Source organism: Streptomyces sp. NPDC053432, assembly GCF_055585365.1.
Window position 1 is genome coordinate 50539 of sequence record NZ_JBVJKF010000009.1, and the last position, 26694, is coordinate 77232.

Below are 26694 nucleotides of genomic sequence, written 5' to 3' on the forward strand. Positions count from 1 at the left end.
CGCGCCTCAAACGCCGGCGGGGCTGGATTTCGGCTGCGGCCCGGCCGGGGGAAAACAGCCCCGCCGGCGTTTGAGGCGCGGGGTGCGGGCGGAGCCCCGGCGGCGGCGCTGCGGCGGTCACTCCGTCCGCAGGCCGTCCGGGCGCATGACGCGGAGGAGGGCCGGCAGGCTGAGGAGGGTCACCGCGGCGACCAGCGCCGCCCCCGTGCCCGTCATCGCGGCCACCGACGCCCAGTCGACCCGCACCGTCCGCCCGGTCATCCGCATCAGGACCGCCCCCAGCCCCACCCCCACCGCCGCGGCCAGCGCCAGGCCCAGCCCGATCGGCAGCGCCGTCTGCCACAGCACCGACAGGCTCAGCGTCGAGCGCTTCGTACCGAAGGCGACCAGCGCCGACAGCAGCCTCCTGCGCTCGCGCAACTGCTCCAGCTGCGAGACCAGCAGGCTCGCGCCGATCAGGATCAGCACCGCCGTCGCGCCGAAGAACAGGCCCGTGCGGATCGCCGAGTAACCGGCCTTCTCCCTGGTGTACTTCAGCGTCAGCGTGCGGCTGAGCGGATCGGCCCTGAGGGCGGCCGTGCGGACCTTCTCCAGGGCGTCCGGCACGGACTCGTCGACCTGTACGAAGACCTGCGCGTTCTCCGCCGCGCCCACCCCCCGCGGGGACAGCGAGGGAGTCACCAGGACCCCGCCGCGAATCCTGCCGGTCGGGTCCGCGCGGCCGGTGACCGGGAGCGCGCCCGCCGGGACGGCCCATTCGACGGCGGCCTTGGAGCGCCCGGAGTCCGGGTCGAAGTCCAGGAGCGGGTCGATGGCCAGCTTCTCGCCCGGCCGCAGCGGCGTGCCGGAGTAGGGATCCGCCAGTACGAAGGAGTCGCCGTCCGCGCACGAGTCCAGTTCGGCGACCTCGCGCAGCGCCTCGCAGGTGCCGACGGTGATCTCGGTGCGCGTCCCGTCGTCGGGGCCCGGCCGCTGCCCGTAGAGCGCGGTCAGCGGGACCGCCGCGACGACGCCCTCGGCGGCCGCGACCTTCGCGGCGAGGTCGCCCGTGGACTCCTGGCCCGGGGGAAGGCTGATCGCGAGCGCCGCTCGGGCCGGGTCCTGCCCGGTGGACGCGACGTAGTCGCTCTCCACGGCGGCGAAGAGCATCTGCAGGGCGATCGCCCCGGCGACGGCGACGGCCACGCCGTTGGCCGGCCGGGCGGCGCCGCCACCGGTCAGCTGGAGGCGCCGGATGGCCAACTGCCAGGAGACCGGGCCGCCGGAGAGCCCGGCCACGAGCCGCTCCAGCAGCCACGGCAGCAACGCGGTGATGCCGACCAGGAGCAGCGCGACGCCGGCGCTGACCTGCCACTGGTTGAAGTCCCCGGCCTCGTTGCCGCGGCCCGTCAGCGGGACCAGCAGGCCCAGTCCGCCCAGCGGCAGCAGCAGCCGCCACCACATGCGGCGGCCGCGCGGGGCCGCCGTGCGGACGACGCCCAGCGGTTCGATGACCACGCCGCGCAGCGCGATCAGGGTCACCGCGACCGCCGCCGCCGGCACCACGACCGCGACCAGGGCGGCCAGTCCCGGCGAGGGGTCCAGGTCGGCGGGGAAGACGCTGCGCTGGCGGAGCGTGAAGCTGCCCGCCAGCTCGCGGCCCACCGCGAAGAACCCGGCGCCCAGCAGCAGCCCGACGAGGGAGCCGGCCAGGGCCTCCCCGGCGGCGATCCGGCGCACCGTCCGGGCGTCCGCGCCGACCAGCCGCAGCGCCGCGAGGCGCAGGTCGCGGCGCTCACCGCCGAAGCGCACGGCGGAGGCGATGAACACGGCCACCGGCAGCAGCAGCGCGACGAAGGTCATCACCACCAGCAGCGTGAGCACCGGGTCGAGCCCCTCGCGGTCCTCGACGGGGGCGAAGCCGCTGATCCGGACGACCTGGTACTGCTCGGGGCCGGTCTTCTGCAGGCGGTCGCTGCCGGCGTAGAAGAGGAGCTCGCCGGGGCCCATCAGGCCCGGGTCGCCGATGATCCCGGAGATCCGCCAGTCGAGGCGCTCGCGCAGCTCCGCGCCGTCCGGGGAGTCCAGCAGCTGCTTCAGGGCGGGGGAGACGGCCATCTCGCCCGGGCCGGGGATCCTCTCCAGACCCGGCGGGACGGGCGCGTCCGGCCCCTCGGCCCGCAGCAGGGAGCCCTCGATCGACGTGTCGTGGTACGTCTGCTCGGCGCCCATGACCAACAGGGTGTCGCGGCCCGGCCGTTCGGCCCTCGGCGCGTCCATCGTGGAGCGGGCGTCGCTGCGTTCGTAGCGGGCGGTGAGTGCGCTCGGCAGGGCGGTGGAGATCAGCAGCAGGGCCACGCCGAGGCCGACGCCCACGCCGGTGAACAGGGTGCGGGTCCAGCCCTCGCGGCCGCCGCCGAAGGCGAAGCGGACGCCCATGCCGAGGTCCCGGGCCCATGCGCGCAGGGTGCTCATATGACGCGCTCCATGTCGAGCGACCTGCCGTCGCGCACCACGATCTCGCGGTCGGAGTACGCGGCCACGCGGGTCTCGTGGGTGACGAGGACGACGGCGGCGTTCGCGGACCGGGCGGCCTCCGTCAGCAGCTGCATCACGAGCTCCCCGTTGAGGGAGTTGAGCGCGCCGGTGGGCTCGTCGGCGAAGATCACCCGGGGTCCGGTGACCAGCGCCCGGGCTACCGCCACGCGCTGGCCCTGGCCGCCGGAGACCTCACCGGGGCGCTTGCGGGCCAGGTCCTCGACCTGGAGCCGCTCCATCCAGTGCAGGGCGGTGGCCTCGGCCTCCTTGCGCCGGACGCCGGCCAGCCGCAGCGGCAGCGCCACGTTCTCCACGCAGGTCAACTCCGGCACGAGCTGCCCGAACTGGAACACGAAGCCGAAATCGGAGCGGCGCAGGGCGCTGCGCTCCGCGTCGCTCATCGTGGCGAGCTCGCGGCCGGCGTACGTGACGGAGCCGGAGTCGGGGGTGACGATGCCGGCGAGGCAGTGCAGCAGCGTCGACTTGCCGGAGCCGGAGGGGCCCATGACGGCGACGACCTCGCCGGCGTGGACGGAGAACTCCGCGCCGTCGAGCGCCTTGGTGCTGCCGTAGGCCTTGTGGAGGTCCGTGGCGGCGAGCAGTGATCCGGCCGGCATCATCGGCGTACCTCCTGGGCGAGCTGGTCGAGGCGGGCGGCGGTGAGCTCCAGCCAGCGGAGGTCGGCCTCCAGGTGGAACAGGGCGTGGTCGCAGACGAGCTGGTCGGCGATGTCGCCCTTGCGCTTGCGTGCGGTCAGGATCCGCATGAGGCGCAGGTGCTCGGCGCGCTGGGTGTCCAGGAGGCCGCTCGCGCTGCGGTGGGTGAGCAGGGCGAGGACGACCTTGGTGTAGAGCACCGAGTGCAGGTACGGCTCGGGCTTCTCGGGCTGCGAGAGCCAGGTCTCGACGTCGGTGATGCCGGCGTCGGTGATCGCGTACCGCTTGCGGTCCGGCCCGGCGCCGCTCTCGATCCCCTCGACCTCGACGAGGCCGTTCTTCAGGAGGCGGGACATCGTCGAGTAGACCTGCCCGTAGGCGAGGGGGCGGTCGTGGCCGAACTTTTCGTCGAAGGCCCGCTTGAGGTCGTAGCCGTGGCGCGGGCCGGCCTCCAGGAGGCCGAGGAGCGTGTGACCGATGGACATGCCCGTGACTGTACACCGTGTGTATACGCGTGATGTATAGAGGGCCCTGCGACCACCGGCGTCCGCCATCCGAAGGGAATCCGGCCGCAAACCGCCCACACGGAATGCAACTCCGGCCCCGGTCCGGGAGGTTGCTGGCATCTTGACGGTTCATGCACGCACCCGCCGGGACCCCGGCCACACTCCCGCCCCAGCAGGCAGTCACCGAGGAACGGGCTGCGCCGCAGCCGCCCGGACAGGACCGCCCCGAGCGCACCTGGTGGATCTGGGCCATGGCCGGGGCGCTGTACTTCATCTACGCGGCCCTGTCGCTGCGGATCCACGAACGCCTGCTCTCCCGCAGCTTCGACCTGGCGATCTTCGTCCAGGTCGTACGGTCCTACGCGGAGGGACACCTGCCCGTCTCCGAGGTCAAGGGGCCGGACTTCCCCGTCCTCGGAGACCACTTCTCGCCCGTCCTGGCCCTGCTGGCTCCGCTGTACTGGCTGTGGCCCTCGGTGAAGGCCCTGCTCGTGGCGCAGGCCGCGCTGGTCGCCGGGAGCGTGCTGCCGCTGGCTTTCTGGGCGCGCCGGACGCTGGGCCCCGCCGCCGCCGCGGTCATCGCCACCTGTTACGGGCTGTCGTGGGGCCTGGCCAGCGGGGTCGCCACCGACTTCCACGAATGGGCCTTCGCCCTTCCGCTGCTCACGCTCTCCCTGACCGCCCTCGCCGACGGCCGGCTGCGCGCCGCCGCGTGGTGGGCGCTGCCGCTGCTGCTGGTGAAGGAGGACCTCGGTCTCACCGTGGCCGTGATCGGCCTGATCATCGCCTGGAGGGGCGGGAAGGGCGGGCGCAGGCCCGGGATCCTCACCGCCGCGGCGGGCGTCGCCGGGACCGGGCTGGCCCTGCTGGTGCTGGGGGCCTTCCATCCCGGCGGGTTCGACGGTTACCTCGCGTCGCACAACCCCGGAAGCGCCCAGGGCACGGGCGGCGTGCTGGTGGGCGAGGCGGAGGGCGGCCTGCTCGACCTCCTCCACCAGCTGACGCTCGGACTGATCACTCCGCAGGAGAAGGTCACGACCCTGATCCTCATCCTCGCCCCCACCCTGTTCATGGCCCTGCGCTCGCCGCTCGTACTGATCGCGCTGCCGTCCGTGCTGTGGCGCCTGGCCTCGAACTACCCGGAACACTGGGGCACCGGCGGCCACTACTCACTGGTGGTCATGTCGATCGTGTTCGTGGCCTTCGCCGACGCCCTGCACCGGCGGGGTTCCGGCGTCCGCAGCGTGTACCGCTACCTGGCGGGCTGCGCGGCGGTCACCCTGCTGCTGCTGCCGCACTATCCGCTGTGGCAGCTGACCCAGCCGTTGACCTGGGCGAAGGACCCCCGCATCGCGGTGGCCCACAGCGTGATGGACCGAATCCCGGACGACGCCACCGTCCAGGCGTCGACACACCTCGTGCCCCAGCTCGCCGACCGCACGAGCGTCAGCCTGTTCGGCTGGGGGGACAGCCGGCCCGATCCCCAGTGGATCGTCGTCGACACCCAGATCGATCCGCTCCGGCGGTGGCCGCTGTCGGTCATGCAGGAGCGGATCGCCCTGGACACCGCCCGGAGGCGGGGGTACCGCACGGTGGAGGAGAGGGACGGCTTCGTACTGCTGAACCGCACCCCGTAACCGTCGCCGTCGCCGTCGCCGTCGCCGTCACGGCACGGCGTGCGAGCGGGGCGCCGGCCTCGGGCCGGCGCCCCGCGCCGCTTTTCCACGGCGCCGGCCTCGGGCCGCGGTCACGGGGCCGGGCGCTCCACCGTGACCGACTTGATGACGACGGGCTCCTTGGGCTTCCCGTCCGGCTTCCCGTCCACCGTTCCCTTCGCGGCGATCTTCTTCACCGCGTCCAGCCCGCCGACGACCTTCCCGAACGGGGTCCAGTTGGGCGGCAGGCGGAAGTCGGGACTGGCGTAGGTGATGAAGAACTGGCTGCCGTTCCTGCCGGGCTTGGCCTTGGACATGGCGACGGTTCCCGCCGGATAGGAGGCGCCGGCCAGATTTTCATCCTTGAACCAGTACCCGGGGTCGGCATTACCCTCCCCCGCGGGGTCACCGCATTCCAATACGTAAATCCCCTCGGTGGTGACGCGGTGGCATTTGCTGCCGTCGAAGTATTTCTTCCCGGCCAGGAAGGAGAACGAGTTCGTGGTGCACGGCGCGTCCTTGGTCAGGGCCTCGATGGTGACCGTGCCCTCCTCGGTGACGAGCTTCGCCGTGTACGGACGGGCCGCGTCCTCGGAGTCGAAGGGCGGGACCGCGGCGCCGCCGCCGGGGCGGGTGGGCGTGTAGGAGCACGCGGCGGTGGGCGGCTTGGAATCCGTGAGACCACTGGTGAGGGAGACCGCGGTCCAGGTGAGCCCGGCGAACGTGGCGGCCGCCGCGACCGCGATACCCGCCTTCCGGGCCGGCCTTCGTACGCCGTCGTTCTTCTCGCCGGTCGGATCCATGCGTGCCTCGAATTCCGCGAGCGGCCGTGTATGACGCGGTGAGCGTATCGATTCGCGCTCAGGCGGAACGGTCGCACACGCCGTGGAATTCCGGCGGAAGTCCCTCAGGAATCCGGTGCGTTACGGGGACGGCCGCGGCGGGGGATCGGCCCGGGGGAGGAGGGCAGCCGGCCGGCCTCGGACAGCGCACGGCGCAGCAGGAACTCGATCTGCGCGTTCGCGCTGCGCAGCTCCTCGCCCGCCCACCGGGCCAGCGCGTCGTACACCTGCGGGTCCAGCCGCAGCAGCACCTGCTTGCGCGCCGCCCGTCCCCCCGGGCCGGAGGCGGCGGAGGCCGTCGGGGCCGCGGGGGCCCCGGCGGCGGGCTCCCCGGCCGGGGGCGCGGGCCGGTCCGGGCCGCCGTCCCGGCGGGCGGGCTCGGGCCGGGTCACTGGTAGAGGGTGCCCGTGTTGACGACCGGCTGTGCGGCGCGGTCCCCGCACAGGACCACCATCAGGTTCGAGACCATGGCGGCCTTGCGCTCCGGATCCAGGTCCACGATGTCCTCCTCCGCCAGGCGCGTGAGGGCCAGCTCGACCATGCCCACCGCGCCTTCCACGATCTGCTTGCGGGCCGCCACGACCGCGCCCGCCTGCTGGCGCTGGAGCATCGCGGAGGCGATCTCCGGAGCGTACGCGAGATGCGTGAAGCGGGACTCGATGATGCTCACCCCGGCGGCCTCGACCCGGGCGTGCAGCTCGGCCGCGAGCTTCTCGGTGATCTCCTCGGCGTTCTCCCGCAGGGACAGCCCGCCCTCGTCGTGGGCGTCGTAGGGGTACTCGATCGCGATGTGCCGCACGGCCGCCTCGGTCTGGGTCTCCACGAACTCGGTGAAGTCCTCGACCTCGAAGACGGCCCGGGCCGTGTCCTCGACCCGCCACACCACGACCGCCGCCAGCTCGATCGGGTTGCCGTAGGCGTCGTTGACCTTCAGGACGGCCGTCTCGTGGTTGCGCACCCGGGTGGAGATCTTCTCCCGGGAGGTCAGCGGGTTGACCCAGCGCAGTCCGTCCGTGCGGATCGTCCCCCGGTAGCGGCCGAACAGCTGGACCACCCGGGCCTCGCCCGGCGCGACGGTGTTGAGGCCGCTCATCGCGACGACGGAGGCGACGGCCAGCAGGATGCCGCCCGCGATCAGCAGGGCCTTGGGCGCGGCGGCCGTCTGGACCGCGCCGGCGGCGATCAGACCCGCCCCGGCCACGATGCCCACCAGGCCGAGCAGAAGCGCCAGGCCGCCGCCCACACTGCGCGCGCTGAATTCCCGTATGCCGTCCGACGCGCCGGCCGGTGAGGTCGCTGCGTTCGTCATGGTCTGCCCCGTTTCTCTTGGTCGCGGCCGGTCGGGCCGCTTAGCAAAGTGATATCACTTTTTCGCGGTACGGCAACCCTTCGGCCCTCACATGCGTCGGTTCCTGTGGCGTGGGTGCTGATTCTCACGTCCGAATTGACCGGTATTGGTGATGGTTGGCCAACCTTTGTCACAGCCTGCGGTGTTAGCTTTCTGAGCTGACGTGTCGGGGGTAATCGAGCGGAGCGGGAGCGATGAGCCGAGCAGAAACGCGTAGGGCGCAGACGCAGCGCAGTGCGCGGCGTGCGCCGAGCGGGCGCGGGACGCCCGCCAGGGGAGGGGCGGGCGGCGGCAAACGCACCGGCATACGTCGCTTCTTCACCTGGAAGAAGGTCCTCGGCACGTTCTTCGGGATGATGCTGCTCGGCATGGGCGCGCTCGTCGGCCTGTACTTCTACGTCGACGTGCCCAATCCCAACGCCCAGGCGACACAGCAGAGCAACGTCTACAAGTGGGCCGACGGCACGACCATGGCCAGCACGGGCCAGGTCAACCGCGAGATCGTCGACATCGACAAGATCCCCAAGGACGTCCAGTGGGCGTTCGTCGCCATTGAGAACAAGTCCTTCTACGAGGACCGCGGCGTCGACTTCAAGGGCATAGCCCGCGGTGTCTGGACCACGCTCACCGGCCGGGGCAAGGCCGGCGGTTCGACCATCACCCAGCAGTACGTCAAGAACCACTACCTGACGCAGGACCAGACGCCGACCCGCAAGCTCAAGGAGCTGGTGATCTCCCTCAAGGTCGACCAGCAGATGGAGAAGCCCGAGATCCTCGCGGGCTACCTCAACACCAGCTACTTCGGTCGCGGCGCCTACGGCATCCAGGCCGCCGCCCAGGCGTACTACGGCATCGACGCCTCCCAGCTGAACCTCGCGCAGGGCACCTACCTCGCCGCCCTGCTCCAGGCCCCGAGCCAGTACGACTGGGCGGTCGCCGGTCCGAACGCCCAGAAGCTGGTCATGACCCGCTTCAACGGCACGCTCATCAACATGGTCGACATGGGCAAGCTGGACGAGGCCACGAAGGCCAAGACCGAGTTCCAGCCGCCGATCAAGCCCAAGCCCCGCGCCGGCATGGACGGCCAGAAGGGCTACCTGGTCGAGGCCGCGGACAACGAGCTCATGCGCCTGGGCAACCTCAACAAGAAGCAGATCGACGCCGGCGGCTGGACGATCACGCTCAACATCGACCCGAAGAAGCAGAAGGCCCTCGAGGACGCCGTCAACGAGGAGCTGGAGTCCAAGCTCGACCGCAAGGACACCAAGAACCGCCCCGTGGACCAGAACGTCCAGGCGGGCGCCACCTCGGTGGACCCGAAGACCGGCGCGATCGTCGCGATGTACGGGGGCACCGGCCTGTCCGAGCAGTGGTCCAGCAACGCCCTGCGCCGCGACTTCCAGCCCGGCTCGACCTTCAAGCCGGTCGTGCTCGCCTCCGCCCTGCAGAACAACGCCACCACGCAGGACGGCAAGCCGATCACCCCGAACACCCTCTACGACGGCACCAGCAAGCGTCCGGTCAAGGGCAGCAAGATCCCCTTCGCCCCGCAGAACCAGGACGACCGCAACTTCGGCGATCCGATGATCACCGTCCAGGGCGCCACCGACTTCTCCGTGAACTCCGTGTACGCGCAGATGATCGTGGACGTCGGCCCGGAGGACGTGAAGAAGACGGCCCTGTCGCTCGGGATGAAGGACCGCGACGGCTGGGAGCCCGACAAGCCCGCCATGTCGCTCGGCACCATGAGCGCCAACACCGTGGAGATGGCTGCCGTCTACGCCACCTTCGACAACCACGGCAAGAAGGTCACCCCGACCATCATCAAGAAGGCCGAACACAAGGACATCGAGTACAAGCCGTCCGAGGCGCCCATCGGCGCCCAGGTCATCACCCGCAAGACCGCCGACACGGTCACCAAGGTGCTCACCGGCGTCGTCAACGACGAGGGCGGCTCCGGCAACAAGGTCCGCAGCAGCGTCTACGAGGCCGCGGGCAAGACCGGCACCACCGAGAAGAACGTCGCGGGCTGGTTCACCGGGTTCACTCCCGAACTGGTCACCGTCGTCGCCATGTTCGGTGAGGAGCCCGGCACCCACAAGCAGGTCACCCTGACCGGTACCGCCGGCGGTGGCCGCGCGGGCGGTTCCACCTTCCCCGCCGCGATCTGGAAGAACTACACCCTCGCCGTCCTCACCGGCCAGGACACGGGCCAGTTCGACCTGAAGGAGGCGGACATGGGCGCCCCGCAGGCCCCGACCCGCACCGCCTCCCCGACGCCGTCCACGACGCCGTCGACCACTCCGTCGGCCAGCAGCACCCCGGCGGGGAGCCAGTCGCCGTCGCCGACGCCGAGCAAGAGCGGCTCGAAGTCGCCGACCCCGAGCGGCTCCCCGTCGACGAGCCCGACCCCGACCAAGTCGAACGGTCCCAAGCCGCCGGACCCGCCGCTGTTCCCGCCGCAGTAGGGGGAGTAGGCCCGCAGACGAGAGAACCGCCGCCCGCATCGCGCGGGCGGCGGTTCTGCCGTTCTCACGGGGCCTTGCCGGCGGCCGCCCTCAGCGGCGCTCCTGCGGGCCCGGCAGCGGCAGCTCGAACCAGACCACCTTGCCGCTGCTCAGCCGGGTCGCACCCCAGCGCCGCGCCATCCGGTTGACCAGGAACAGGCCGCGGCCACCCTCGTCGGTGTCCCGCGCCCGGCGCTGGCGGGGCAGCTGCGGCGAGTCGTCGCCGACCTCGCAGCGCAGCACGTCCGTCCGCAGCAACCGCAGCGTCACGGGCCGCTCCGCGTACCGGACGGCATTGGTCACCACCTCACTGACCAACAGCTCCAGGGAGTCGCTCAGCTCCTCCAGGCCCCAGCGCGTCAGCGCGCGGCGGGCGAACCGGCGGGCCCGGCCCGGCGCCGTCTCCTCCGGGTCCAGGAACCAGTACGCGACGTCACTTGGCGCGATCCCGTCGAACCGGGCCGCGAGCAGCGCGATGTCGTCGTCCCGGTCCCCCGGCCCGAGCATGTCCAGCACGTCGTCGCACAGGGCCTCCAGCGGCGGCGGGTGGTCCAGGCCGGTCAGCTGCGCCGTGGTGGCCAGCCGCTCGCGGAGCAGCTCGATGCCGGTCCACACGTCCCGCAGCCGCGACTCCACCAGGCCGTCGGTGTACAGCAGCAGGGTGGCCCCGGCCGGCGCGTCCAGCTCCACGGCCTCGAAGTCCACGCCGCCGACGCCGATGGGCGCCCCCGGGGGTACGCGGAGCACCTCGGCGCGCCCGCCCAGGTGCAGGAGCACGGGCGGCGGGTGACCGGCGTTGGCGATGGTGATCCGGTGCGAGACCGGGTCGTAGACCGCGTACAGGCACGTCGCCATCCGGTCCGAACCCAGCCGCTGCGCCTGCTCGTCCAGATGGTGCAGCACCTCGGCCGGGGGCAGGTCCAGCTGCGCCAGGGTCTGGGCCGTCGTACGGAGCTGGCCCATGATCGCGGCCGAGGTCATGGAGTGGCCCATGACGTCACCGACGACCAGCGCGACCCGGCTGCCGGGCAGCGGTATGGCGTCGTACCAGTCCCCGCCGACCCGGGCCGTCTCGGCGGCCGGAAGGTAGCGCGAGGCGAGCCGCACCCCGGTGGGCTGGGGCAGGCTGTCGGGCAGCATGGTGCGCTGCAGCTCGTCCGCGATGTACGCCTCGCGGCCGTACAGCACGGCCTTGTCGATGCCGAGCGCGGTGTGCGTGGCCAGCTGCGCGGCGACCAGCAGGTCGTTCTGCTCGAACGCGGGCCGCTCCGGGCTGCGCAGGAACACGGCCGCGCCGATCACCCGGCGGCGGCCGCGCAGCGGCGCGAGGACGGCCCGGTTGCCGCGCGGCAGCGGGTGCTCGGAGCCCAGCAGCTCGGCGAGGGCCTCCTTGGCACCGGCGGCGGACCCGAACACGGGCCGGACGCCGCGCAGTACCTCGGCGAGCGGGCCGCCGGAGCGGATCTCGCACAGCTCGGCCGCGGGCAGGTCACCCTGCGGGCCGAGCAGCGGGAGCTGACTGAAGTCGAGCTCGCCGGCGGCCCCCGCGGCCCCGGCGCCCTCGACCGTGGTCAGATCGTCGATCGGCCGGAGCCGGTCGGTGCGGCGCAGCCTTAAGACGACCGTGCCGAGGGGGCGCTCGTCGCCGACGGGCAGCGGATCGCGCAGATAGACCAGGATCGCGTCGGAGAAGGTCGGGACGGTGGCCCGGCACAGTCCGAGCACGATCTCGTCGAGGTCGATGCCGCGGGCGATGCGCCGCGTGGCGGCCCCGACGAACCGCAGCCGGTCGCCTTCCCGGCGTGCCGCGGAAACCTCCACGCCCGGCATCCCGGCCTTGCCGTCCCCGGCTGTGCCGCCGCCGGCCTCGCCGCGCGGGCCCGGCGTGCGGGGGGCCTCGGCGGCCGCGCCGCCCGCCGCGTTACGGGCGGCCGCGCCGTCCCGTGCCCGGGCCGGGCCGTCCCCGGACGCGTCGCCGCCGGTCCCGGTGCCGGCGGGGCCGATGCCTTCCGCGCGCGGCCGGGCCGGGACGTTGCCGTCCCCGGCCGGGGTGTCGCCCTCCCCGCGGCTGCGCGGCTGCTCGGCGGCCGCGCCGCCGTCCGTCTCGTGGTGTGCGGCGCCGCCCGGGCGGGTCGTGCCCCGACCGGGTCCGGGGCCCTGGGCGCCCGCCTCGTGGCCGTCCCCGGCCGCCGCGTTCCGCGCCGCCGCGCCGTCCCGCTCGCGGGCTGCTTCGGCGGGGGCCGGGCTGGGGCGGGGGCGGGGGAGTCCGGCGCCGCTCCCGGCCGCGGAGAGGGCCGCGCGCGGCCCGGGAGCCGCCGGGTCCAGCGGGCCGGTGCCGGTGCCGGCGCCGGCGGCATGCGTGCGTACGGCCTCGGCGGCGATCGGCGCCTTGCCGTGGCCGGGCTCGTCCGTACCTCCGCCGGAGGCGACGGGCTGCGGGCCCTCCTGGGAGGTGGGGTACTCCGTCACGCGTGGAATTCCGTCCGTTTGCGCTCGATGTGCGCTGCACTCAACTCGGTCAGTCGCGGTATACCCGCTCAGCGGCCGCGGCACCACCGCCCCGCGCTTCCGGGTCCCCCTCGTTACTTCTCGCCCTGCCTCGACCTCCGGTCAAGTACCGCGCGTAACACGACACTTACGGAACCACGGGCCGCCCGCACCGCCCAATGCACGCGACCTCGCGGAACGATCCTACGTTTGAACCCCGGGGGCGCATCAAGGGTCTCATGAGGTCATATGCGCCGGGGTGCGGTCCCAGTCCTCGGGCAGGACCGGAACCGTCCATGCCGGATCGGGCCGCCAGTCCTCCCAGCCGTCACTGAACGGCGCCCCCCACGCCTTGATCACGTCGACCGCGTCGCGCCCCGCCGCCAGCACCCGTTCCGCCTGCTCCGCGTCCATCAGCCCGGAGCGCTGCGCCTGCGCGAACTCGTCCTCGTCCCGCCACTTCCACGTGCGGTCCGGGTAGACGGAGATGTCGAGGAAGTGGTCCTCGGAGTCCACCCCGCCGGACCACCTGGCCAGCGGCGACTCCAGGTTCACGTACCAGTTCTTGAACCGCCAGCCGCGCTCCCAGAACAGCCACACCGACCACGGCTCCCCGGGCCGGGCCAGCTTCAGCACGCCCGCGCCGAACCAGCGCGAGCGCGCGGTGGTGCGCGGCGCGGTGTAGCGGGTGGCGAGCGGCTCCTCGTGCACGGGCGTGCCGTCGGCCAGCACCGGCTTCACGCACTCGGTGCCCGGGGCCATCCAGACGGCCAGCAGGTCCTCGGTGTCCCGTACGACCGTCACCGGGCGGCAGATGTGCACCCGGCCCGTCGGCCCCGGCGCGTGGTCGCGGTAGCGCCAGAGGATCTGATCCCCGGGCGCCCAGTGCGTGCCGTGCGCCGTGCCATCGCCAGCGGGCCGGAAGGTACCTGTCATGCGCAGATCTTAGGGCGGGGTCCCCCGCGCCCGCTGCGTTGCAGGTCACGGAGGGGGCCGGGGACGCTAATCGACCGAATCCGGCCCCCCGTCGAAGCCTTCCGGCCGCCGCCCTCCCCGGCCGCCCCCGCCCGCCGCCGGCTCAGGGGTGCGTCATCCGCAGTACGTCCAGGGCCTCGTCGAGCTGTTCCAGGGTGAGGTCGCCGCGGTCCACGAAGCCGGACTCCAGGACGACGTCCCTGATCGTCTTGCGTTCCGCGAGGGACTTCTTGGCGACCTTGGCGGCCTCCTCGTAGCCGATGTAGCGGTTCAGCGGGGTCACCACGGAGGGCGAGGATTCGGCGTACTCCCTGGCCCGGGCGGTGTTGGCGGTGATCCCCTCGACCGTGCGGTCCGCGAGCAGGCGACTGGAGGCGGCGAGCAGGCGGATCGATTCGAGGAGGTTCTTCGCCATCACCGGCAGCATCACGTTGAGCTCGAAGTTGCCGGCCGCGCCCGCCACGGCGACGGTCGTGTCGTTCCCCATCACCTGGGCGGCGACCATCAGCACCGCTTCCGGAACCACCGGGTTGACCTTGCCGGGCATGATCGAGGAGCCGGGCTGGAGATCCGGGAGGTTGATTTCGGCCAAACCCGTGCGCGGCCCGGAGGCCATCCAGCGCAGGTCGTTGCAGATCTTGGTGAGCGAGACGGCGACCGTACGGAGCATGCCCGAGGTCTCCACCAGCGCGTCCCGGGCACCCTGGGCCTCGAAGTGGTCGCGCGCCTCGGCCAGCGGCAGTCCGGTCGCGGCTGCCACCTCGGCGATCACCGCCGCGGAGAACCCGGGCGGGGTGTTGATCCCGGTGCCCACCGCGGTGCCGCCCAGCGGCAGCTCCGCGAGCCGCGGCAGGGCCGCGTGCAGCCGCTCGACGCCGTAGCGGATCTGGGCCGCGTATCCGCCGAACTCCTGGCCCAGGGTGACGGGGGTGGCGTCCATCAGGTGCGTCCGCCCGGCCTTGACCACGTGCTCGAACTCGGCGGCCTTGCGCTCCAGCACGATCTCCAGGTGCCGCAGGGCCGGGATCAGCTCGTGGGTGACGGCGGCGGTGGCGGCGATGTGGATGGAGGACGGGAAGACGTCGTTGGAGCTCTGCGAGGCGTTGACGTGGTCGTTGGGGTGGACCTGCACGCCGTCCATGCGCTCGGTGGCCAGGGTGGCGATCACCTCGTTGGCGTTCATGTTGGAGGAGGTCCCGGAGCCGGTCTGGAAGACGTCCACGGGGAAGTGGTCGTCCCACCGGCCGTCCGCGACCTCGGCGGCCGCGGACCGGATCGCCGCGGCGATGTCCTCGTCCACGACCCCGAGCCGGGCGTTCACCACGGCGGCCGCGGCCTTGATGCGGGCGAGCGCCGCGATGTGGGCGCTCTCCAGGCGCTGCCCGGAGACGGGGAAGTTCTCCACCGCGCGCTGGGTCTGCGCGCGCCACTTGGCGTGCGCGGGGACCCGTACGTCACCCATGGAGTCGTGCTCGATCCGGAACGCTTCGGCCTGCTGATCGTCGGTCATCTTTGTAGCCTCCTCGCAAAGTTGAGCAATTGTCTTGTTCGAAGTGTTCCCAACTCCCCTACCGGCCAGTAAATACCGGGGGTAACACCCACAGCCGGGGAGGCGTTCATGGCACGTGCACGTACGAAACCCATGCTCAGATCTACCTTCGCCGCGGTCGCGGCGGTCGCGGCCGCCCTCGGGGGCGTCACCGCCATCACCCCGATGGCCCAGGCCGCGACGCCCGCGGCCGCCACTGCCGGGGCGCCGACCCCCCTGTCGCCCGAGCTGGAGGCCATCCGCGCGGCGGAGGCCACCAAGATCTACGGCGACCCGGCCGTCCGCCCGCTCGCCGAGCGCAGGACCGGCCTGATCTCGCTCGGCGACAGCGAGATTTCGGGCGAGGGAGTCGGCAACTACGACCCCGCGACCAACACCTCGTCCAACCAGTGCCACCGCTCGCCCGACGCGGCGATCCACCGCACCGGGATCCCGGCCGACCTCACCTTCAACGTCGCCTGTTCCGGCGGGTACACCGGCAACATCCGCATCGGCGGCAGCAAGCAGTACGCCGACGAGCTGGTGCAGAGCGACAACCTCGCCATCAAGGCCCGCAACACGAAGATCAAGATGGTGCTGCTGGTCGCCGGCGCCAACGACGACCTCCAGTTCGGCCCGGTCATGACCGACTGCGTCACCCGGTGGGTGCTCAGCCAGGGCACCTGCGAGCCCAAGTACGGACCCGGCTGGCAGGCGCGCGTCGACGGCCTCAAGCCCAAGGTCGAGGCCACGGTCGCGGACCTCAAGACCGTCATGCGCGACGCCGGTTACGCCGACTCCGACTACAAACTCGTCGTCATGGGCTACCCCAGCCCCATCGGCCCCGACTTCTACGACAACCCGAACTTCCCCGGCAAGCTCCCCGGAGGCTGCGCGGGCTACGACTCCGACGCCGCCTGGGGCCGCAACTACGCGGTGCCCACCTTCGAGAAGGGCATGCGCGAAGCCGCCCGCAACTCGGGCGCGGTCTTCCTCGACAACTCCCGGCTCTTCCACGGCCACGAGGTCTGCATGGAGGACACCTGGGCCCGCGGCCTCTACCTGGACCTCGGCGACCACTTCCCCTGGGACGAGAACACCGCCCGGCAGTCCTTCCACCCCAACTACCGCGGCCACGGCGCGTTCGCGTCCTGCCTGACCCAGCTCTACAACTCGGGCCTGCGCGAGGCCTCCTGCGCCGACCCCGCCAGCACCGGCACCCCCGTCCTCCAGGCCGGCGCGTGGGACTCCCTCTACGCACCCCTGAAGAACGAGGCGACCGGCAACTGCGCCGACGCCAAGGGCGGCTCCAGCGCCAATGAGACGGCGGTGCTCGGCTGGGACTGCCACGGCGGGCGCAACCAGGGCTGGTGGTACGACACGGCGCGCAAGTCCGTCCACATCGAGCTCACCCACGACCGCTGCCTCGACGTCCCCGGCGCCAACTACGGGGCCGGAACGGGTCTGATCATCTGGAACTGCCACGGCGGAGCGAACCAGCAGTTCGTCCGCGACGGCGCCACCATCCGCCCCGCGGCCGCCACGGGCATGTGCCTGACGGTCGCCGCCGCCCACGACCCGCTGCGCCTGCAGCCGTGCAACGGCTCGGCGAACCAGCGCTTCACGTAGACCCGACCGACCCCGCACGACCCCCGCGACACCCCCCGCCAGACCCCCACACGCACCCCCACACCCGGCCGGCGCACCCCGGCCGGGTGGCTCCATCCCCGGTGGCGTCCGCGTGGAGGCGGCGGTGCGCGGCTCCGGGCTCAGCGGGATTCGAGGAGCTTGCGCACCTCCCGCGGGCGGTTGGTGATGATCGTGTCCACGCCGAGCCGTACGCACAGATCCACGTCCTCCGGCTCGTCCACCGTCCACACGCGCACCCGCAGCCCCTTGGCCTTCAGCCGCCCCACCAGCCCCGGATCCCGCCGTACGAGGTCGATGCCCGGCCCGGCATGGGTCGCGAACGGCGGCCGTACGGGCCGCACCGCCCGCTCGATCAGGTAGACGGCCGGCAGCCCGGGCGCGAGCCGGTGCATCCGCGTGAGCGCGTTGCGGGAGAAGCTCATCACCTCGACGCGCCCGGACGCCCCGTCCGCGAGCCCGTACTCCCGGAGCATCCGCGCCAGCTCCCCCTCCAGTCGGCCGCCGGCCCGCGACGGGTGTTTGGTCTCCACGGCGAGCCCGACCGGCCGCTCCGCCGCCAGGGCCTCGCGCAGCAGGTCCTCGAAGAGCAGCACCCGCGCCCCGGTGTGCTCCTCGCCCTTCCAGCGGCCGAAGTCGAGCGCGGCGAGCTGCGCGTACGTCATCTCCGCGACCACGCCCCGCCCGTCGGAGGTCCGCTCCACCCGCCGGTCGTGCACGCACACCAGCTTCCGGTCGGCGGTGAGCCGCACGTCGCACTCGAGCGCGTCGGCCCCGTCGGCGATGGCCTGCCGGTAGGCGGCCATGGTGTGCTCGGGATGCTCGTGGGAGGCCCCACGGTGGGCGACCACCCGGATCGCGGGTGCGGGGGGAAGGGACAGCTGCGTCATGCCCCGACGTTATCCGGATGCGGGGGCGGGTTCCGTACCGCATCCTCCTCCGATGGATGAACACTCCGCGACGCTGCACTGCGAGCCCTGCGAGGCCTGCCACTTCGAGGCGTGGCAGCACATCGTCGGCGGGAGGCTCCGGTGGGAGGAGTCGCAGTACTGCCCGGTCTACGCCGTCCAGGCCTGCGGTGGTGGCTGGGGTGCACCCCAGCCCCTCCGGCGTCTGAGGAGCGGGGGTCCGGGGGCCGGGCCCCCGGTTCGGGGGAGGGGCGGGGTGGGGGAAGGGCCCCGCGCAGCGGCAGCTCGACCGGCGGGAGGGCCGCTACGGCGCGGGCCGCGGGGAGAGCGGCGCCGGGGTGACCTTGAAGCTGCCCATGGTGACCTCCGTGAACGGCGCCGGGGCCATGCACGTGCCCACCGTCCCCTCCGCCGCCGTGCCGTCCGGCTTCACATCCACGTTGGCGACGCCCCACGAGAAGCCGACCCGGTCCCGCTCGCCGCGCTGCCCGTCCTGGACGCTGATGCCGATCCGCTTGCCCTCCCAGCCGACGTTCGAGGTCTTCACCACGGCGGTCAGGGTGGCGGTCCTGCCGCCCGTGACCAGGCAGTCCACCTCGGCCTCGGCGGTGCCGGTGAAGCCGGACTCCGTGAAGTGGTGGGAGATCGTCACCCGGCCCCGTGCATCCGTCGGCAGCCCCTTCTCCAGCCCCGGCGTCGCCGGATACGGCCTGCTCCAGGGGACCGACTCGGCCTCGACCGTGAAGCGGATGTCGTCCTTCGCGGAGTACGGGAAGAAGATCGCGCCGCCCCCGTGGACGGAGGCGAGCTCCGGGGCGGCCGACGCGACCGGCGCCGCCGGTGCGGGTGACGCCAGGGCCAGGGCCGCGAGCAGGGCGGCGGTCCCGGCGAGGGCGAGGGCGCGCGTACGGGGCTTCATCATGAACTCCCTTGTCAGGTGGGCTGCTCGGGTACGGCAACAGCCTCGCCGGGAGCCGCCCGCCTGCCATCTGCCGAAGGGCGGACATGCGCGAGGGCCCCTCCCCCGAACGGGGGAGGGGCCCTCGGCACGCGGCAGGTCTACAGACCCGGGCCGCGCACCGGGATGTGCGTGAACGTCGGCTCGGGGGCCGGGTTCTGGAAGAAGTCGTTGCCCTTGTCGTCCACGACGATGAACGCCGGGAAGTCCTCGACCTCGATCTTCCAGACCGCCTCCATGCCGAGCTCCTCGTACTCCAGGACCTCGACCTTCTTGATGCAGTCCTGGGCCAGGCGCGCCGCGGGGCCGCCGATCGAGCCCAGGTAGAAGCCGCCGTGCGCGCCGCACGCGTCCGTGACCTGCTGCGAGCGGTTGCCCTTGGCCAGCATGACCTTCGAGCCGCCCGCCGCCTGGAACTGCTCGACGTAGCTGTCCATGCGGCCGGCCGTGGTCGGGCCGAAGGAGCCGGAGGCGTAGCCCTCGGGGGTCTTCGCGGGGCCCGCGTAGTAGACCGGGTGGTCCTTCAGGTACTGCGGCATGCCCTCGCCCGCGTCCAGCCGCTCCTTGATCTTGGCGTGCGCGATGTCGCGCGCCACGACGAGCGGGCCGGTCAGGGACAGGCGGGTCTTGACCGGGTGCTTGGTCAGGGTCGCGAGGATCTCGTCCATCGGCTGGTTCAGGTCGATCGAGACCACGTCCGAGGACTCGTCCAGGTGGGAGTCCGTGGTGTCCGGGAGGAAGCGCGCCGGGTCCGTCTCCAGCTGCTCCAGGAACACGCCCTCTGCGGTGATCTTCGCGACCGCCTGGCGGTCCGCGGAGCAGGAGACCGCGATGGCGACCGGGAGGGAGGCACCGTGGCGGGGCAGGCGGACGACGCGGACGTCGTGGCAGAAGTACTTGCCGCCGAACTGCGCGCCGATGCCGATCTTCTGGGTCAGCTCGAAGACCTGCTGCTCCAGGGCCTCGTCACGGAAGCCGTGGCCCAGCGCGGAACCCTCGCGGGGAAGCTCGTCCAGGTAGTGCGCCGAGGCGTACTTGGCGGTCTTCAGCGCGTGCTCGGCCGAGGTGCCGCCGACCACGATCGCCAGGTGGTACGGCGGGCAGGCCGCCGTGCCGAGCGAACGGATCTTCTCCTCCAGGAACTTCATCATGGAAGCCTCGTTGAGGACCGCCTTCGTCTCCTGGTAGAGGAAGGACTTGTTGGCCGAGCCGCCGCCCTTGGCCATGAAGAGGAACTTGTACGCGCCGCCGTCGGTCGCGTACAGCTCGATCTGCGCGGGCAGGTTCGAGCCGGTGTTCTTCTCCTCCCACATGGTGAGCGGGGCCATCTGCGAGTAGCGCAGGTTCAGGCGGGTGTACGCGTCGTAGATGCCGCGCGACAGGGCCGCCTCGTCGCCTCCCGAAGTCAGGACGTTCTGGCCGCGCTTGCCCATCACGATCGCCGTGCCCGTGTCCTGGCACATCGGCAGGACGCCGGCCGCCGCGATGTTCGCGTTCTTGAGCAGGTCGAGGGCGACGAACTTGTCGTTCGAGGAGGCCTCGGGGTCGTCGATGATGCGGCGCAGCTGCGCGAGGTGCGCGGGGCGCAGGAAGTGCTGGATGTCGTGGATGGCCTCTTCGGCGAGCTTGCGCAGCGCCTCGGGCTCGACCTTGAGGAACGTACGGCCGTCCGCCTCGAAGGTGGACACGCCCTCGGAGGTCACCAGCCGGTAGGGGGTGGTGTCCTCGCCCAGAGGCAGCAGGTCGGTGTACGCGAACTCCGGCATTGTGTGGCCATTCCTCACTCGGCAGACAGCACTGGCGACCAATTGGCAGCGCGGTCATCCAGCGTAGGACCTCTCGACGCGGCCGTGGTTGTGAGGTAAGGCTCACTCGGGGCGCGCTCTACGCCACTCAGGAGTATCGCGATCTATCGTGTCTCGCTATGCTGGCCGACGTGGACCTGGAAAAGCACCCCGCCGCCCCCGCCGCCGCCGCGTCCGGGCTTCGTGCCTCCGACGCCGACCGGGACCGGATCGCGCAGCGGCTCGCCGACGCCCTCGCCGAGGGCCGGCTGAACTCCGAGGAGCACTCGGAGCGCCTGGACTCGCTGTACGAGCTCAAGACGGTCGGCGAGCTGGAGGTCCTCGTACGGGACCTGCCCGCGCCCGGCACCGGCCAGGACCGGCCCGCGTACGGGGCGGGAGCCGGGGCCGGAGCGGCGGTCCCCGCCGGTTTCATGGAGAACGTCGTCGCCGTGTGCAGCAGCGCCTCCCGCAAGGGCCGCTGGCGGCCGGGCGGGCACACCCGCGCCGTCTCGGTCATGGGCGACATCGAGATCGACCTCACCGAGGCCGTGTTCGAGCAGCAGGTCACCGAGATCAACGTGACCTGCGTACTCGGCAACGTGGAGATCCGGGTCCCGGAGAACGTCACCCTGCGCGGCTACGGCAGCGGGATCCTCGGCAACTTCGAGGTGCGCGGCGAGAGCCGGGGGGAGACCGACCCGCAGGCCCCCGTGGTGATCGTCCGCGGCTTCGCCCTGCTCGGCAACATCGAGGCCCGCCCCAAGCGCGGCGCCCGCCTGGTCGACCTGGCGCACAAGCTGCGCAAGCGGCTCGACGGCTGAGCCGGATTCCTCAACACGCCCTGGAACGACGGGATTCGGCCGCGCAGGCAATCGTAGGATCCGGCGCATGACCATATCCAAGTGGGATCTGCTCGACCGGGCACACGAAGCACTCCGCGCCACCGTCGCCGCGGTTCCGGCCGGCGGCTGGGACCTGCCGACGCCCTGCGAGCAGTGGAACGTCACCCAGGTCCTGCAGCACGCCGCCGGTGACCAGCTCGCCTACGCCTCCCGCCTCACCGGCGGGCCCGGCCCGTCCGAGGACCCGTTCGCGCCGTCCGGCGCCCTGACGGAGGCACCGGAGCAGCTGCTGGAGCCGGCGCTGGCCGCGGCCGCCGAGGCCTTCGCCGGGGTCGTGCCCGGTACCGCCGAGGTCGCGGTGCCGCTGCCCCCGTTCGCCGTGCCCGCCGAGACGGCCGTGGGCGCGGCCGCCCTCGACGCCGCCGTGCACGCCTGGGACATCGCCGTCGCCACCGGGCAGCCGTCCCCGCTCACCGCGGACCTGGCACGCGCCCTGCGGCCCGCCGCGGAGGCCCTCGCCGAGCCCCTGCGGGGCTTCGCCTACGGCCCGGCGCTCCCCGGTGCTCCGGGGCCCGAAACGGACCCGGCCCCGTCGCTGCTGGCCTTCCTGGGACGCGACCCGGAGTGGGCGCCGGGCGTTGCGTGAGCGCCCCGGAGGCAGGGGCACGTTTCGGACGAAGGCCGCGCGGCCGGTGGTGCACGGTGCATAGGGGCGCGTACAGCGGGTAGGGACAGGTGCATCGTCTCTCGCTCGCGTCTCGCTCGCGTATACGTCGTCAGGAGTAGACCGTGCCGCATCCGCCGCATCAGTCCCTGCAGGCAGCCGCCGTCCAGACTCTTCAGGGGCGTGCGGCGCCGGCCGTGCCGAAGCCGCGGACCCCGTCGCGGGAAGAGGACGGCCCCTGGCACGCGGAGGCGGTGTGCCGCCGGGACGAGGCGGGGCTCTTCTTCGCGCCGTCGAAGGAGCCGACCGCGGCCCGGCTCTCCCGCGAGGAGGCCGCCAAGCGCGTCTGCGCGCGCTGCCCGGTGATGGTCTCCTGCCGGGAACACGCACTGCTCCAGCCCGAGCCGTACGGAGTGTGGGGCGGCCTCACCGCGGCCGAGCGCCGGGTGATCCTGGCCCGGATGCGCCGCAGGTCCGCCGAACTCCGCCAGACCCCGGGCCCCGGCCCGATCGCCGCCGCGGGCTGAGGCGGCCGCACGGCGGACACGACGAGAGGGGCGGTTCCCGCGGACACGGGAACCGCCCCTCTCGTCGTGCTGCCGGGCCGGAGCCTACTTCGCGCGGTCGAAGTCGATCGCGCTGTACGCGCGCAGCTTCGACAGGCGGTGCGTCGAGTCGATCTGCCGGATCGTGCCCGACTTCGAGCGCATGACCAGCGAGGACGTCGTGGCCGTCTCCGCGCGGTAGTGCACGCCGCGCAGCAGCTCGCCGTCGGTGATGCCGGTGGCGACGAAGAAGACGTTCTCGCCGGACACCAGGTCGTTCGTGGTCAGGACGCGGTCGAGGTCGTGACCGGCGTCCAGGGCGCGCTGGCGCTCGGCCTCGTCCTTGGGCCACAGCTTGCCCTGGATCGTGCCGCCGAGGCACTTTATGGCGCAGGCCGAGATGATGCCCTCGGGGGTGCCGCCGATGCCGAGGAGCAGGTCCACGCCGGTGCCCTCGCGGACCGCCATGACCGAGCCGGCGACGTCGCCGTCGGAGATGAACTTGATCCGGGCGCCCGTCTCGCGGATCTCCTTGACGATGCCCTCGTGGCGCGGGCGGTCCAGGATGACGACCGTGACGTCCTCGACGGCCATGCCCTTCGCCTTGGCGACGCGGCGGATGTTCACCGAGACGGGGGCGTTGATGTCGACGAAGTCGGCGGCCTCGGGGCCGGTGACGAGCTTTTCCATGTAGAAGACCGCGGACGGGTCGAACATGGTGCCGCGGTCGGCGGCGGCCAGCACGGCGATGGCGTTCGGCATGCCCTTGGCGTTCAGGGTGGTGCCGTCGATCGGGTCCACGGCGATGTCGACCTCGGCGCCGGTGCCGTCGCCGACCTGCTCGCCGTTGAAGAGCATCGGGGCTTCGTCCTTCTCGCCCTCGCCGATGACGACGACGCCGTTCATCGAGACGGTGGAGATCAGGGTGCGCATGGCGTTGACGGCCGCGCCGTCCGCGCCGAGCTTGTCACCGCGGCCGACCCAGCGGCCCGCGGCCAGGGCGGCGGCCTCCGTGACCCGGACCAGTTCCAGGGCGAGGTTGCGGTCGGGGGCCTCCGGAGAGACTACGAGCTGAGGCGGCAGGTTGTGCTCGGTCATCCGAGGGCACCTTTCTGGTCGGCGACGGCCGGTGAAGCGAGGGGTGCTGAAACTCTATCGTCAGGTCGACAAATTGAGCAGACCGGGTCACGTATGAGCGGCATACCGGTCAGCCGATTGGCCTGAGCGGACACTCGCGACGCTCCGGGCGGCCCCGGGCGGTGATCGCGCACGGCGATGCGGGACGATGGGGCCGTGGCAGGTATGAAAGGCAAGCAGACGGTCTGGGACATGGTCCGGTCGCTGGCGGTGATCGGCGTCGTCGTGGCGGGCATCTACGTGTTCGTTCCCCATGACGACAAGGCCGACCCCACGCGCGCGGTCGATTACCGGGTGGAGACGCTCACGGCCCGGCGCGCGGCCCCCTACCCGGTGGCCGCCCCCGCGGGGCTGCCGGAGCAGTGGCGGGCGACGTCGGTCTCGTACGAGCGCAAGAACGCCAACGCCTGGCACCTGGGCTTCCTCGACCCGGACCAGCAGTACGTGGCGGTGGAGCAGTCCACGGACACCTCCGCCAAGTACCTCGGCCGGGTCACCCAGAAGGCGAAGGCCACCGGGCAGACGCAGCAGGTCGGCGACACGGCCTGGGAGCGCTGGGACGGCGACAAGTACGACGCCCTCGTCCGCCAGGAGCAGGGCCACGTCACGGTGGTCACCGGGACGGCCTCGTTCGAGCAGCTCGGCACGATGGCGGCGGCGCTGGAGTTCAAGCAGGGCCAGTAGCCCGCGGAGCGCGCACACGAAGAAAGGCGGCCCGCCCCGGAATCCCGGGGCGGGCCGCCTTTCGCGTGTCCGGACTCAGACCGTGGTGACGACCTGGTCGAACTCCAGGCGCGGGGAGCGCGGGAACCAGGCGTCCTCGCCCGGCTTGCCGATGTTGATCACCATCAGCGGGGTGTGGTCGGCGTCCAGGAACTCCTTCTGGACGCCCTGGAAGTCCAGGCCGGTCATCGGGCCCGCGGCCAGGCCGGCGGCGCGGATGCCGAGGATGAAGTACGCGGCCTGCAGGGCGGCGTTCAGCAGCGCGGACTGCTCGCGGACCGGGCGCTCGGAGAAGAACGCGTCCTTGGCCTGCGGGAAGTGGGGCAGCAGCTGCGGGAGCTCCTCGTGGAACTCGTTGTCCGCGGCGAGGATCGCGACCAGCGGGGCGGCGGCGGTCTTGGCCTGGTTGCCCTCGGCCATGTGCTTCACGAGGCGCTCGCGGGCCTCGGGGGAGCGGACCAGGGTGATGCGCAGCGGGGTCTGGTTGAAGGCGGTGGGACCGTACTTCACCAGGTCGTAGATCGCCTGAACCTGCTCCTCGGTCACCGGCTCGTCCGAGAACGTGTTGGCGGTGCGGGCCTCGCGGAACAGCAGGTCCTGGGCGGCGGAGTCAAGAACGAGAGACATGCGGAAAGCCTTCTTCCATACGGAGGTGAAGCGATGTCCCAGACCCTACGGCGAAAGTAGATGAAATTTCAACTAAATCGGCAGGAGGGTGATCAGGGTCACTGGCCGCACGGGACCTTTTCCGCTGCCCCCGCTCGCCGGCCCCTACTCGTCGCCCCTACTCGTCCGCCCCGTCGGCCTCCGCCCGCTCGCGCGCCGCGAGCGCCGAGTCCAGCCGGGCCCTGGCCCCCTCCAGCCAGTGCCGGCAGACCTTCGCCAGCTCCTCGCCGCGCTCCCACAGGGCGAGGGAGTCCTCCAGGGAGGTCCCGCCCGCCTCCAGCCTGCGGACGACCTCGACGAGCTCGTCCCGCGCCTGCTCGTAGCCCAGCGCGGTTTCTGCCTCTGACATTCCTTTTCCACCCTAAGTGTGCGATGCGACGGAAGCGTTGCTTCAGTGTGTGAATTGGTTGATCACATGTGGCCGCCCGGATTCCGGCCCCCGGACTCCGGCACGACCCGCACGGCGAACTCGCCCTCCGCCACCCGGGCCCGCAGCACCTCGTCCCCCGTCACCTCCTGCGGCGAACGCACCACGTGCCCGTCGGCCCGCTGGAGCACCGCGTACCCCCGCTCCAGCGTCGCGGCGGGCGACAGCGCCACCACCCGGGCCAGCGTGTGCTCCAGCTCCGAATCGGCCCGGTCCAGCAGGTGCCCCAGCGTGCGCCGGCTGCGCGCCAGCAGCGCGTCCAGCTCGTCCTCCCGTACCTCCACCATCCGCTGCGGATGCACGAAGACCGGCCGCGCCAGCGCGTGCGCCAGCCCCCGCTCCTCCCGGTCGAGCAGCCCGCGCACCGCGCGCAGCCCGCGGCCCTGCAGCTGGCGCACCCGCTCCAGCTCCTCGCCGACGTCCGGGACCACCTTCTTCGCGGCGTCCGTGGGCGTGGAGGCCCGCACGTCCGCGACGAGGTCCAGCAGCGGGGAGTCCGGCTCGTGCCCGATCGCCGATACGACCGGCGTACGGGCCGCGGCGACCGTCCGCACGACCTCCTCGTCGGAGAACGGCAGCAGGTCCTCCACGCTGCCGCCGCCGCGGGCCACGATGATCACGTCCACCTCGTCGAGCGCGTCCAGCTCCTGGACCGCCCGCACCACCTGGGGCACCGCGTGCACCCCCTGCACGGCCACGTTCCGCACCTCGAAACGGACCGCCGGCCAGCGGCGCCGGGCGTTCTCCAGCACGTCCCGCTCGGCCGCCGAGGCCCGCCCGACCACCAGGCCGATCAGCTGCGGCAGGAACGGCAGCGGCTTCTTCCGCTCCAGGGCGAACAGCCCCTCGGAGGCGAGGGACCGCTTGAGCCGCTCCAGCCGGGCCAGCAGCTCCCCGATGCCGACCGGCCGTATCTCCGTGGCCCGCAGGGACAGCTGCCCCCGCGGGGCGTACCACTCCGGCTTGGCCAGCAGCACGACCCGGGCGCCCTCCGCGACCACGTCCGCGACCTCGTCGAAGACCTGGCGGAAGCAAGTCACGCTGACCGAGATGTCGTGCGAGGGGTCGCGCAGCGTCAGGAAGACCACCCCCGCTCCCGGGCGCCGCGAGAGCTGCGTGATCTGCCCCTCCACCCACACCTGCCCGAGCCGCTCGATCCAGCCCCCGATGAGCCGGGACACCTGCCCGACGGGCAGCGGTGCCTCGGCCGACGTATTCAGACCCATGTACGCAGGCTATCGGCCGCCGCTGACACCACCTCAGGCCCGCCCCGGGTGTCGCCCCGGGCCCCGCCCCTCAATCGCCGGCGAGGCTGGGTTCCCGCCACCTGTCCGGTGCGGCTCCCTACCCGGGGCTCCGCCCCGTACCC

General features: G+C 72.4%; 23 protein-coding genes. 7 read left to right on the plus strand and 16 right to left on the minus strand.

Going from position 1 to position 26694, the window contains the following annotated elements:
• Positions 1 to 117: 117 nt before the first annotated feature.
• Genes ACZ6Y1_RS16950 through ACZ6Y1_RS16960 form a run of 3 tightly spaced genes read right to left on the minus strand, consistent with a single transcriptional unit; the run spans position 118 to position 3658 of the window.
• Entirely contained in the window at positions 118 to 2454 is a 2337-nt protein-coding gene (locus ACZ6Y1_RS16950) for an ABC transporter permease (RefSeq protein WP_469629334.1), read from the minus strand.
• Entirely contained in the window at positions 2451 to 3137 is a 687-nt protein-coding gene (locus ACZ6Y1_RS16955) for an ABC transporter ATP-binding protein (RefSeq protein WP_469629337.1), read from the minus strand. The genes ACZ6Y1_RS16950 and ACZ6Y1_RS16955 overlap by 4 nt, the downstream gene beginning before the upstream one ends.
• Entirely contained in the window at positions 3134 to 3658 is a 525-nt protein-coding gene (locus ACZ6Y1_RS16960) for a PadR family transcriptional regulator (protein WP_469629340.1), read from the minus strand. Before ACZ6Y1_RS16960 ends, ACZ6Y1_RS16955 begins: the two co-directional genes overlap by 4 nt.
• 152 nt (positions 3659 to 3810) lie before the next feature.
• Between ACZ6Y1_RS16960 and ACZ6Y1_RS16965 the strand changes: the two genes are divergently transcribed.
• Positions 3811 to 5316: a DUF2079 domain-containing protein gene (locus ACZ6Y1_RS16965; RefSeq protein ID WP_469629343.1), complete on the plus strand. Its 1506-nt coding sequence runs from the start codon at positions 3811 to 3813 to the stop codon at positions 5314 to 5316.
• A 110-nt stretch (positions 5317 to 5426) separates the two neighbouring features.
• Here the strand turns inward: ACZ6Y1_RS16965 and ACZ6Y1_RS16970 are convergent, their stop codons facing one another.
• From ACZ6Y1_RS16970 to ACZ6Y1_RS16980, 3 genes are all read right to left on the minus strand, one after another.
• Positions 5427 to 6137, minus strand: coding sequence for a peptidylprolyl isomerase (locus ACZ6Y1_RS16970; protein WP_469629346.1), 711 nt, complete (start codon positions 6135 to 6137; stop codon positions 5427 to 5429).
• 104 nt (positions 6138 to 6241) lie between these two features.
• Entirely contained in the window at positions 6242 to 6568 is a 327-nt protein-coding gene (locus tag ACZ6Y1_RS16975; protein WP_469629351.1) for a type II toxin-antitoxin system antitoxin, read from the minus strand.
• A complete protein-coding gene (locus ACZ6Y1_RS16980) occupies positions 6565 to 7485 on the minus strand; it encodes an SPFH domain-containing protein (RefSeq protein ID WP_469629354.1) in 921 nt (306 codons plus the stop codon). The genes ACZ6Y1_RS16975 and ACZ6Y1_RS16980 overlap by 4 nt, the downstream gene beginning before the upstream one ends.
• 233 nt (positions 7486 to 7718) lie before the next feature.
• Here ACZ6Y1_RS16980 and ACZ6Y1_RS16985 point away from each other — a divergent pair, with 233 nt between their 5' ends.
• Entirely contained in the window at positions 7719 to 9992 is a 2274-nt protein-coding gene (locus ACZ6Y1_RS16985; RefSeq protein ID WP_469629357.1) for a transglycosylase domain-containing protein, read from the plus strand.
• 90 nt (positions 9993 to 10082) lie between these two features.
• On the opposite strand, the gene ACZ6Y1_RS16990 is transcribed toward ACZ6Y1_RS16985, so the two are convergent.
• The 3 genes from ACZ6Y1_RS16990 to ACZ6Y1_RS17000 all read right to left on the minus strand — a co-directional run bounded on the left by ACZ6Y1_RS16990 (position 10083) and on the right by ACZ6Y1_RS17000 (position 15003).
• Complete coding sequence (locus tag ACZ6Y1_RS16990) at positions 10083 to 12500, minus strand: SpoIIE family protein phosphatase (protein WP_469629360.1); 2418 nt, start codon at positions 12498 to 12500, stop codon at positions 10083 to 10085.
• Between the two features lie 255 nt (positions 12501 to 12755).
• Positions 12756 to 13454 (minus strand): cytidylyl-2-hydroxypropylphosphonate hydrolase, encoded by a 699-nt coding sequence (fomD, locus tag ACZ6Y1_RS16995; protein WP_469629363.1) that lies wholly within the window; start codon positions 13452 to 13454, stop codon positions 12756 to 12758.
• A 142-nt stretch (positions 13455 to 13596) separates the two neighbouring features.
• Positions 13597 to 15003 (minus strand): class II fumarate hydratase, encoded by a 1407-nt coding sequence (locus ACZ6Y1_RS17000; RefSeq protein WP_469629365.1) that lies wholly within the window; start codon positions 15001 to 15003, stop codon positions 13597 to 13599.
• Positions 15004 to 15135: 132 nt separating this feature from the next.
• Between ACZ6Y1_RS17000 and ACZ6Y1_RS17005 the strand changes: the two genes are divergently transcribed.
• Positions 15136 to 16650, plus strand: a complete 1515-nt coding sequence (locus tag ACZ6Y1_RS17005; RefSeq protein ID WP_469629368.1) for a ricin-type beta-trefoil lectin domain protein — start codon at positions 15136 to 15138, stop codon at positions 16648 to 16650.
• Between the two features lie 140 nt (positions 16651 to 16790).
• Here the strand turns inward: ACZ6Y1_RS17005 and ACZ6Y1_RS17010 are convergent, their stop codons facing one another.
• The 3 genes from ACZ6Y1_RS17010 to ACZ6Y1_RS17020 form a co-directional block, all read right to left on the minus strand.
• The gene (locus ACZ6Y1_RS17010) at positions 16791 to 17558 is read right to left on the minus strand and encodes a glycerophosphodiester phosphodiesterase (RefSeq protein ID WP_469629371.1); all 768 of its coding nucleotides are present in this window, start codon (positions 17556 to 17558) and stop codon (positions 16791 to 16793) included.
• Between the two features lie 322 nt (positions 17559 to 17880).
• Positions 17881 to 18498, minus strand: a complete 618-nt coding sequence (locus ACZ6Y1_RS17015; RefSeq protein ID WP_469629374.1) for a hypothetical protein — start codon at positions 18496 to 18498, stop codon at positions 17881 to 17883.
• A gap of 137 nt (positions 18499 to 18635) precedes the next feature.
• Entirely contained in the window at positions 18636 to 20300 is a 1665-nt protein-coding gene (locus tag ACZ6Y1_RS17020; protein WP_469629376.1) for a fumarate hydratase, read from the minus strand.
• A gap of 170 nt (positions 20301 to 20470) precedes the next feature.
• On the opposite strand from ACZ6Y1_RS17020, the gene ACZ6Y1_RS17025 reads away from it, so the two are divergent.
• The 3 genes from ACZ6Y1_RS17025 (at position 20471) to ACZ6Y1_RS17035 (ending at position 22354) form a co-directional block, all read left to right on the plus strand.
• Complete coding sequence (locus tag ACZ6Y1_RS17025; protein ID WP_469629379.1) at positions 20471 to 21142, plus strand: DUF1707 SHOCT-like domain-containing protein; 672 nt, start codon at positions 20471 to 20473, stop codon at positions 21140 to 21142.
• A 67-nt stretch (positions 21143 to 21209) separates the two neighbouring features.
• Positions 21210 to 21809, plus strand: coding sequence for a TIGR03086 family metal-binding protein (locus tag ACZ6Y1_RS17030; protein WP_469629382.1), 600 nt, complete (start codon positions 21210 to 21212; stop codon positions 21807 to 21809).
• Between the two features lie 143 nt (positions 21810 to 21952).
• Positions 21953 to 22354 (plus strand): WhiB family transcriptional regulator, encoded by a 402-nt coding sequence (locus ACZ6Y1_RS17035; protein ID WP_469629385.1) that lies wholly within the window; start codon positions 21953 to 21955, stop codon positions 22352 to 22354.
• An 84-nt stretch (positions 22355 to 22438) separates the two neighbouring features.
• On the opposite strand, the gene glpX is transcribed toward ACZ6Y1_RS17035, so the two are convergent.
• Positions 22439 to 23470: a class II fructose-bisphosphatase gene (glpX, locus tag ACZ6Y1_RS17040; RefSeq protein WP_469629392.1), complete on the minus strand. Its 1032-nt coding sequence runs from the start codon at positions 23468 to 23470 to the stop codon at positions 22439 to 22441.
• A gap of 204 nt (positions 23471 to 23674) precedes the next feature.
• Here glpX and ACZ6Y1_RS17045 point away from each other — a divergent pair, with 204 nt between their 5' ends.
• The gene (locus tag ACZ6Y1_RS17045; protein ID WP_469629973.1) at positions 23675 to 24193 is read left to right on the plus strand and encodes a DUF4245 domain-containing protein; all 519 of its coding nucleotides are present in this window, start codon (positions 23675 to 23677) and stop codon (positions 24191 to 24193) included.
• Positions 24194 to 24268: 75 nt separating this feature from the next.
• On the opposite strand, the gene ACZ6Y1_RS17050 is transcribed toward ACZ6Y1_RS17045, so the two are convergent.
• The 3 genes from ACZ6Y1_RS17050 to xseA form a co-directional block, all read right to left on the minus strand.
• Positions 24269 to 24859, minus strand: coding sequence for a malonic semialdehyde reductase (locus tag ACZ6Y1_RS17050; protein ID WP_469629395.1), 591 nt, complete (start codon positions 24857 to 24859; stop codon positions 24269 to 24271).
• Between the two features lie 157 nt (positions 24860 to 25016).
• Positions 25017 to 25247, minus strand: coding sequence for an exodeoxyribonuclease VII small subunit (locus ACZ6Y1_RS17055; protein WP_469629398.1), 231 nt, complete (start codon positions 25245 to 25247; stop codon positions 25017 to 25019).
• A 62-nt stretch (positions 25248 to 25309) separates the two neighbouring features.
• Entirely contained in the window at positions 25310 to 26551 is a 1242-nt protein-coding gene (xseA, locus tag ACZ6Y1_RS17060) for an exodeoxyribonuclease VII large subunit (protein ID WP_469629404.1), read from the minus strand.
• Positions 26552 to 26694: the final 143 nt, after the last annotated feature.

Excerpts from the sequence above, each read along its gene's own strand:
- ACZ6Y1_RS16950 (WP_469629334.1), bottom strand. The coding sequence starts at position 2,454 with ATGAGCACCCTGCGCGCATGGGCCCGGGACCTCGGCATGGGCGTCCGC.
- ACZ6Y1_RS16955 (WP_469629337.1), bottom strand. The coding sequence starts at position 3,137 with ATGATGCCGGCCGGATCACTGCTCGCCGCCACGGACCTCCACAAGGCC.
- ACZ6Y1_RS16960 (WP_469629340.1), bottom strand. The coding sequence starts at position 3,658 with ATGTCCATCGGTCACACGCTCCTCGGCCTCCTGGAGGCCGGCCCGCGC.
- ACZ6Y1_RS16965 (WP_469629343.1), top strand. The coding sequence starts at position 3,811 with ATGCACGCACCCGCCGGGACCCCGGCCACACTCCCGCCCCAGCAGGCA.
- ACZ6Y1_RS16970 (WP_469629346.1), bottom strand. The coding sequence starts at position 6,137 with ATGGATCCGACCGGCGAGAAGAACGACGGCGTACGAAGGCCGGCCCGG.
- ACZ6Y1_RS16980 (WP_469629354.1), bottom strand. The coding sequence starts at position 7,485 with ATGACGAACGCAGCGACCTCACCGGCCGGCGCGTCGGACGGCATACGG.
- ACZ6Y1_RS16985 (WP_469629357.1), top strand. The coding sequence starts at position 7,719 with ATGAGCCGAGCAGAAACGCGTAGGGCGCAGACGCAGCGCAGTGCGCGG.
- fomD (WP_469629363.1), bottom strand. The coding sequence starts at position 13,454 with ATGACAGGTACCTTCCGGCCCGCTGGCGATGGCACGGCGCACGGCACG.
- ACZ6Y1_RS17000 (WP_469629365.1), bottom strand. The coding sequence starts at position 15,003 with ATGACCGACGATCAGCAGGCCGAAGCGTTCCGGATCGAGCACGACTCC.
- ACZ6Y1_RS17005 (WP_469629368.1), top strand. The coding sequence starts at position 15,136 with ATGCTCAGATCTACCTTCGCCGCGGTCGCGGCGGTCGCGGCCGCCCTC.
- ACZ6Y1_RS17010 (WP_469629371.1), bottom strand. The coding sequence starts at position 17,558 with ATGACGCAGCTGTCCCTTCCCCCCGCACCCGCGATCCGGGTGGTCGCC.
- ACZ6Y1_RS17015 (WP_469629374.1), bottom strand. The coding sequence starts at position 18,498 with ATGATGAAGCCCCGTACGCGCGCCCTCGCCCTCGCCGGGACCGCCGCC.
- ACZ6Y1_RS17020 (WP_469629376.1), bottom strand. The coding sequence starts at position 20,300 with ATGCCGGAGTTCGCGTACACCGACCTGCTGCCTCTGGGCGAGGACACC.
- ACZ6Y1_RS17030 (WP_469629382.1), top strand. The coding sequence starts at position 21,210 with ATGACCATATCCAAGTGGGATCTGCTCGACCGGGCACACGAAGCACTC.
- glpX (WP_469629392.1), bottom strand. The coding sequence starts at position 23,470 with ATGACCGAGCACAACCTGCCGCCTCAGCTCGTAGTCTCTCCGGAGGCC.
- ACZ6Y1_RS17045 (WP_469629973.1), top strand. The coding sequence starts at position 23,675 with ATGAAAGGCAAGCAGACGGTCTGGGACATGGTCCGGTCGCTGGCGGTG.
- ACZ6Y1_RS17050 (WP_469629395.1), bottom strand. The coding sequence starts at position 24,859 with ATGTCTCTCGTTCTTGACTCCGCCGCCCAGGACCTGCTGTTCCGCGAG.
- ACZ6Y1_RS17055 (WP_469629398.1), bottom strand. The coding sequence starts at position 25,247 with ATGTCAGAGGCAGAAACCGCGCTGGGCTACGAGCAGGCGCGGGACGAG.
- xseA (WP_469629404.1), bottom strand. The coding sequence starts at position 26,551 with ATGGGTCTGAATACGTCGGCCGAGGCACCGCTGCCCGTCGGGCAGGTG.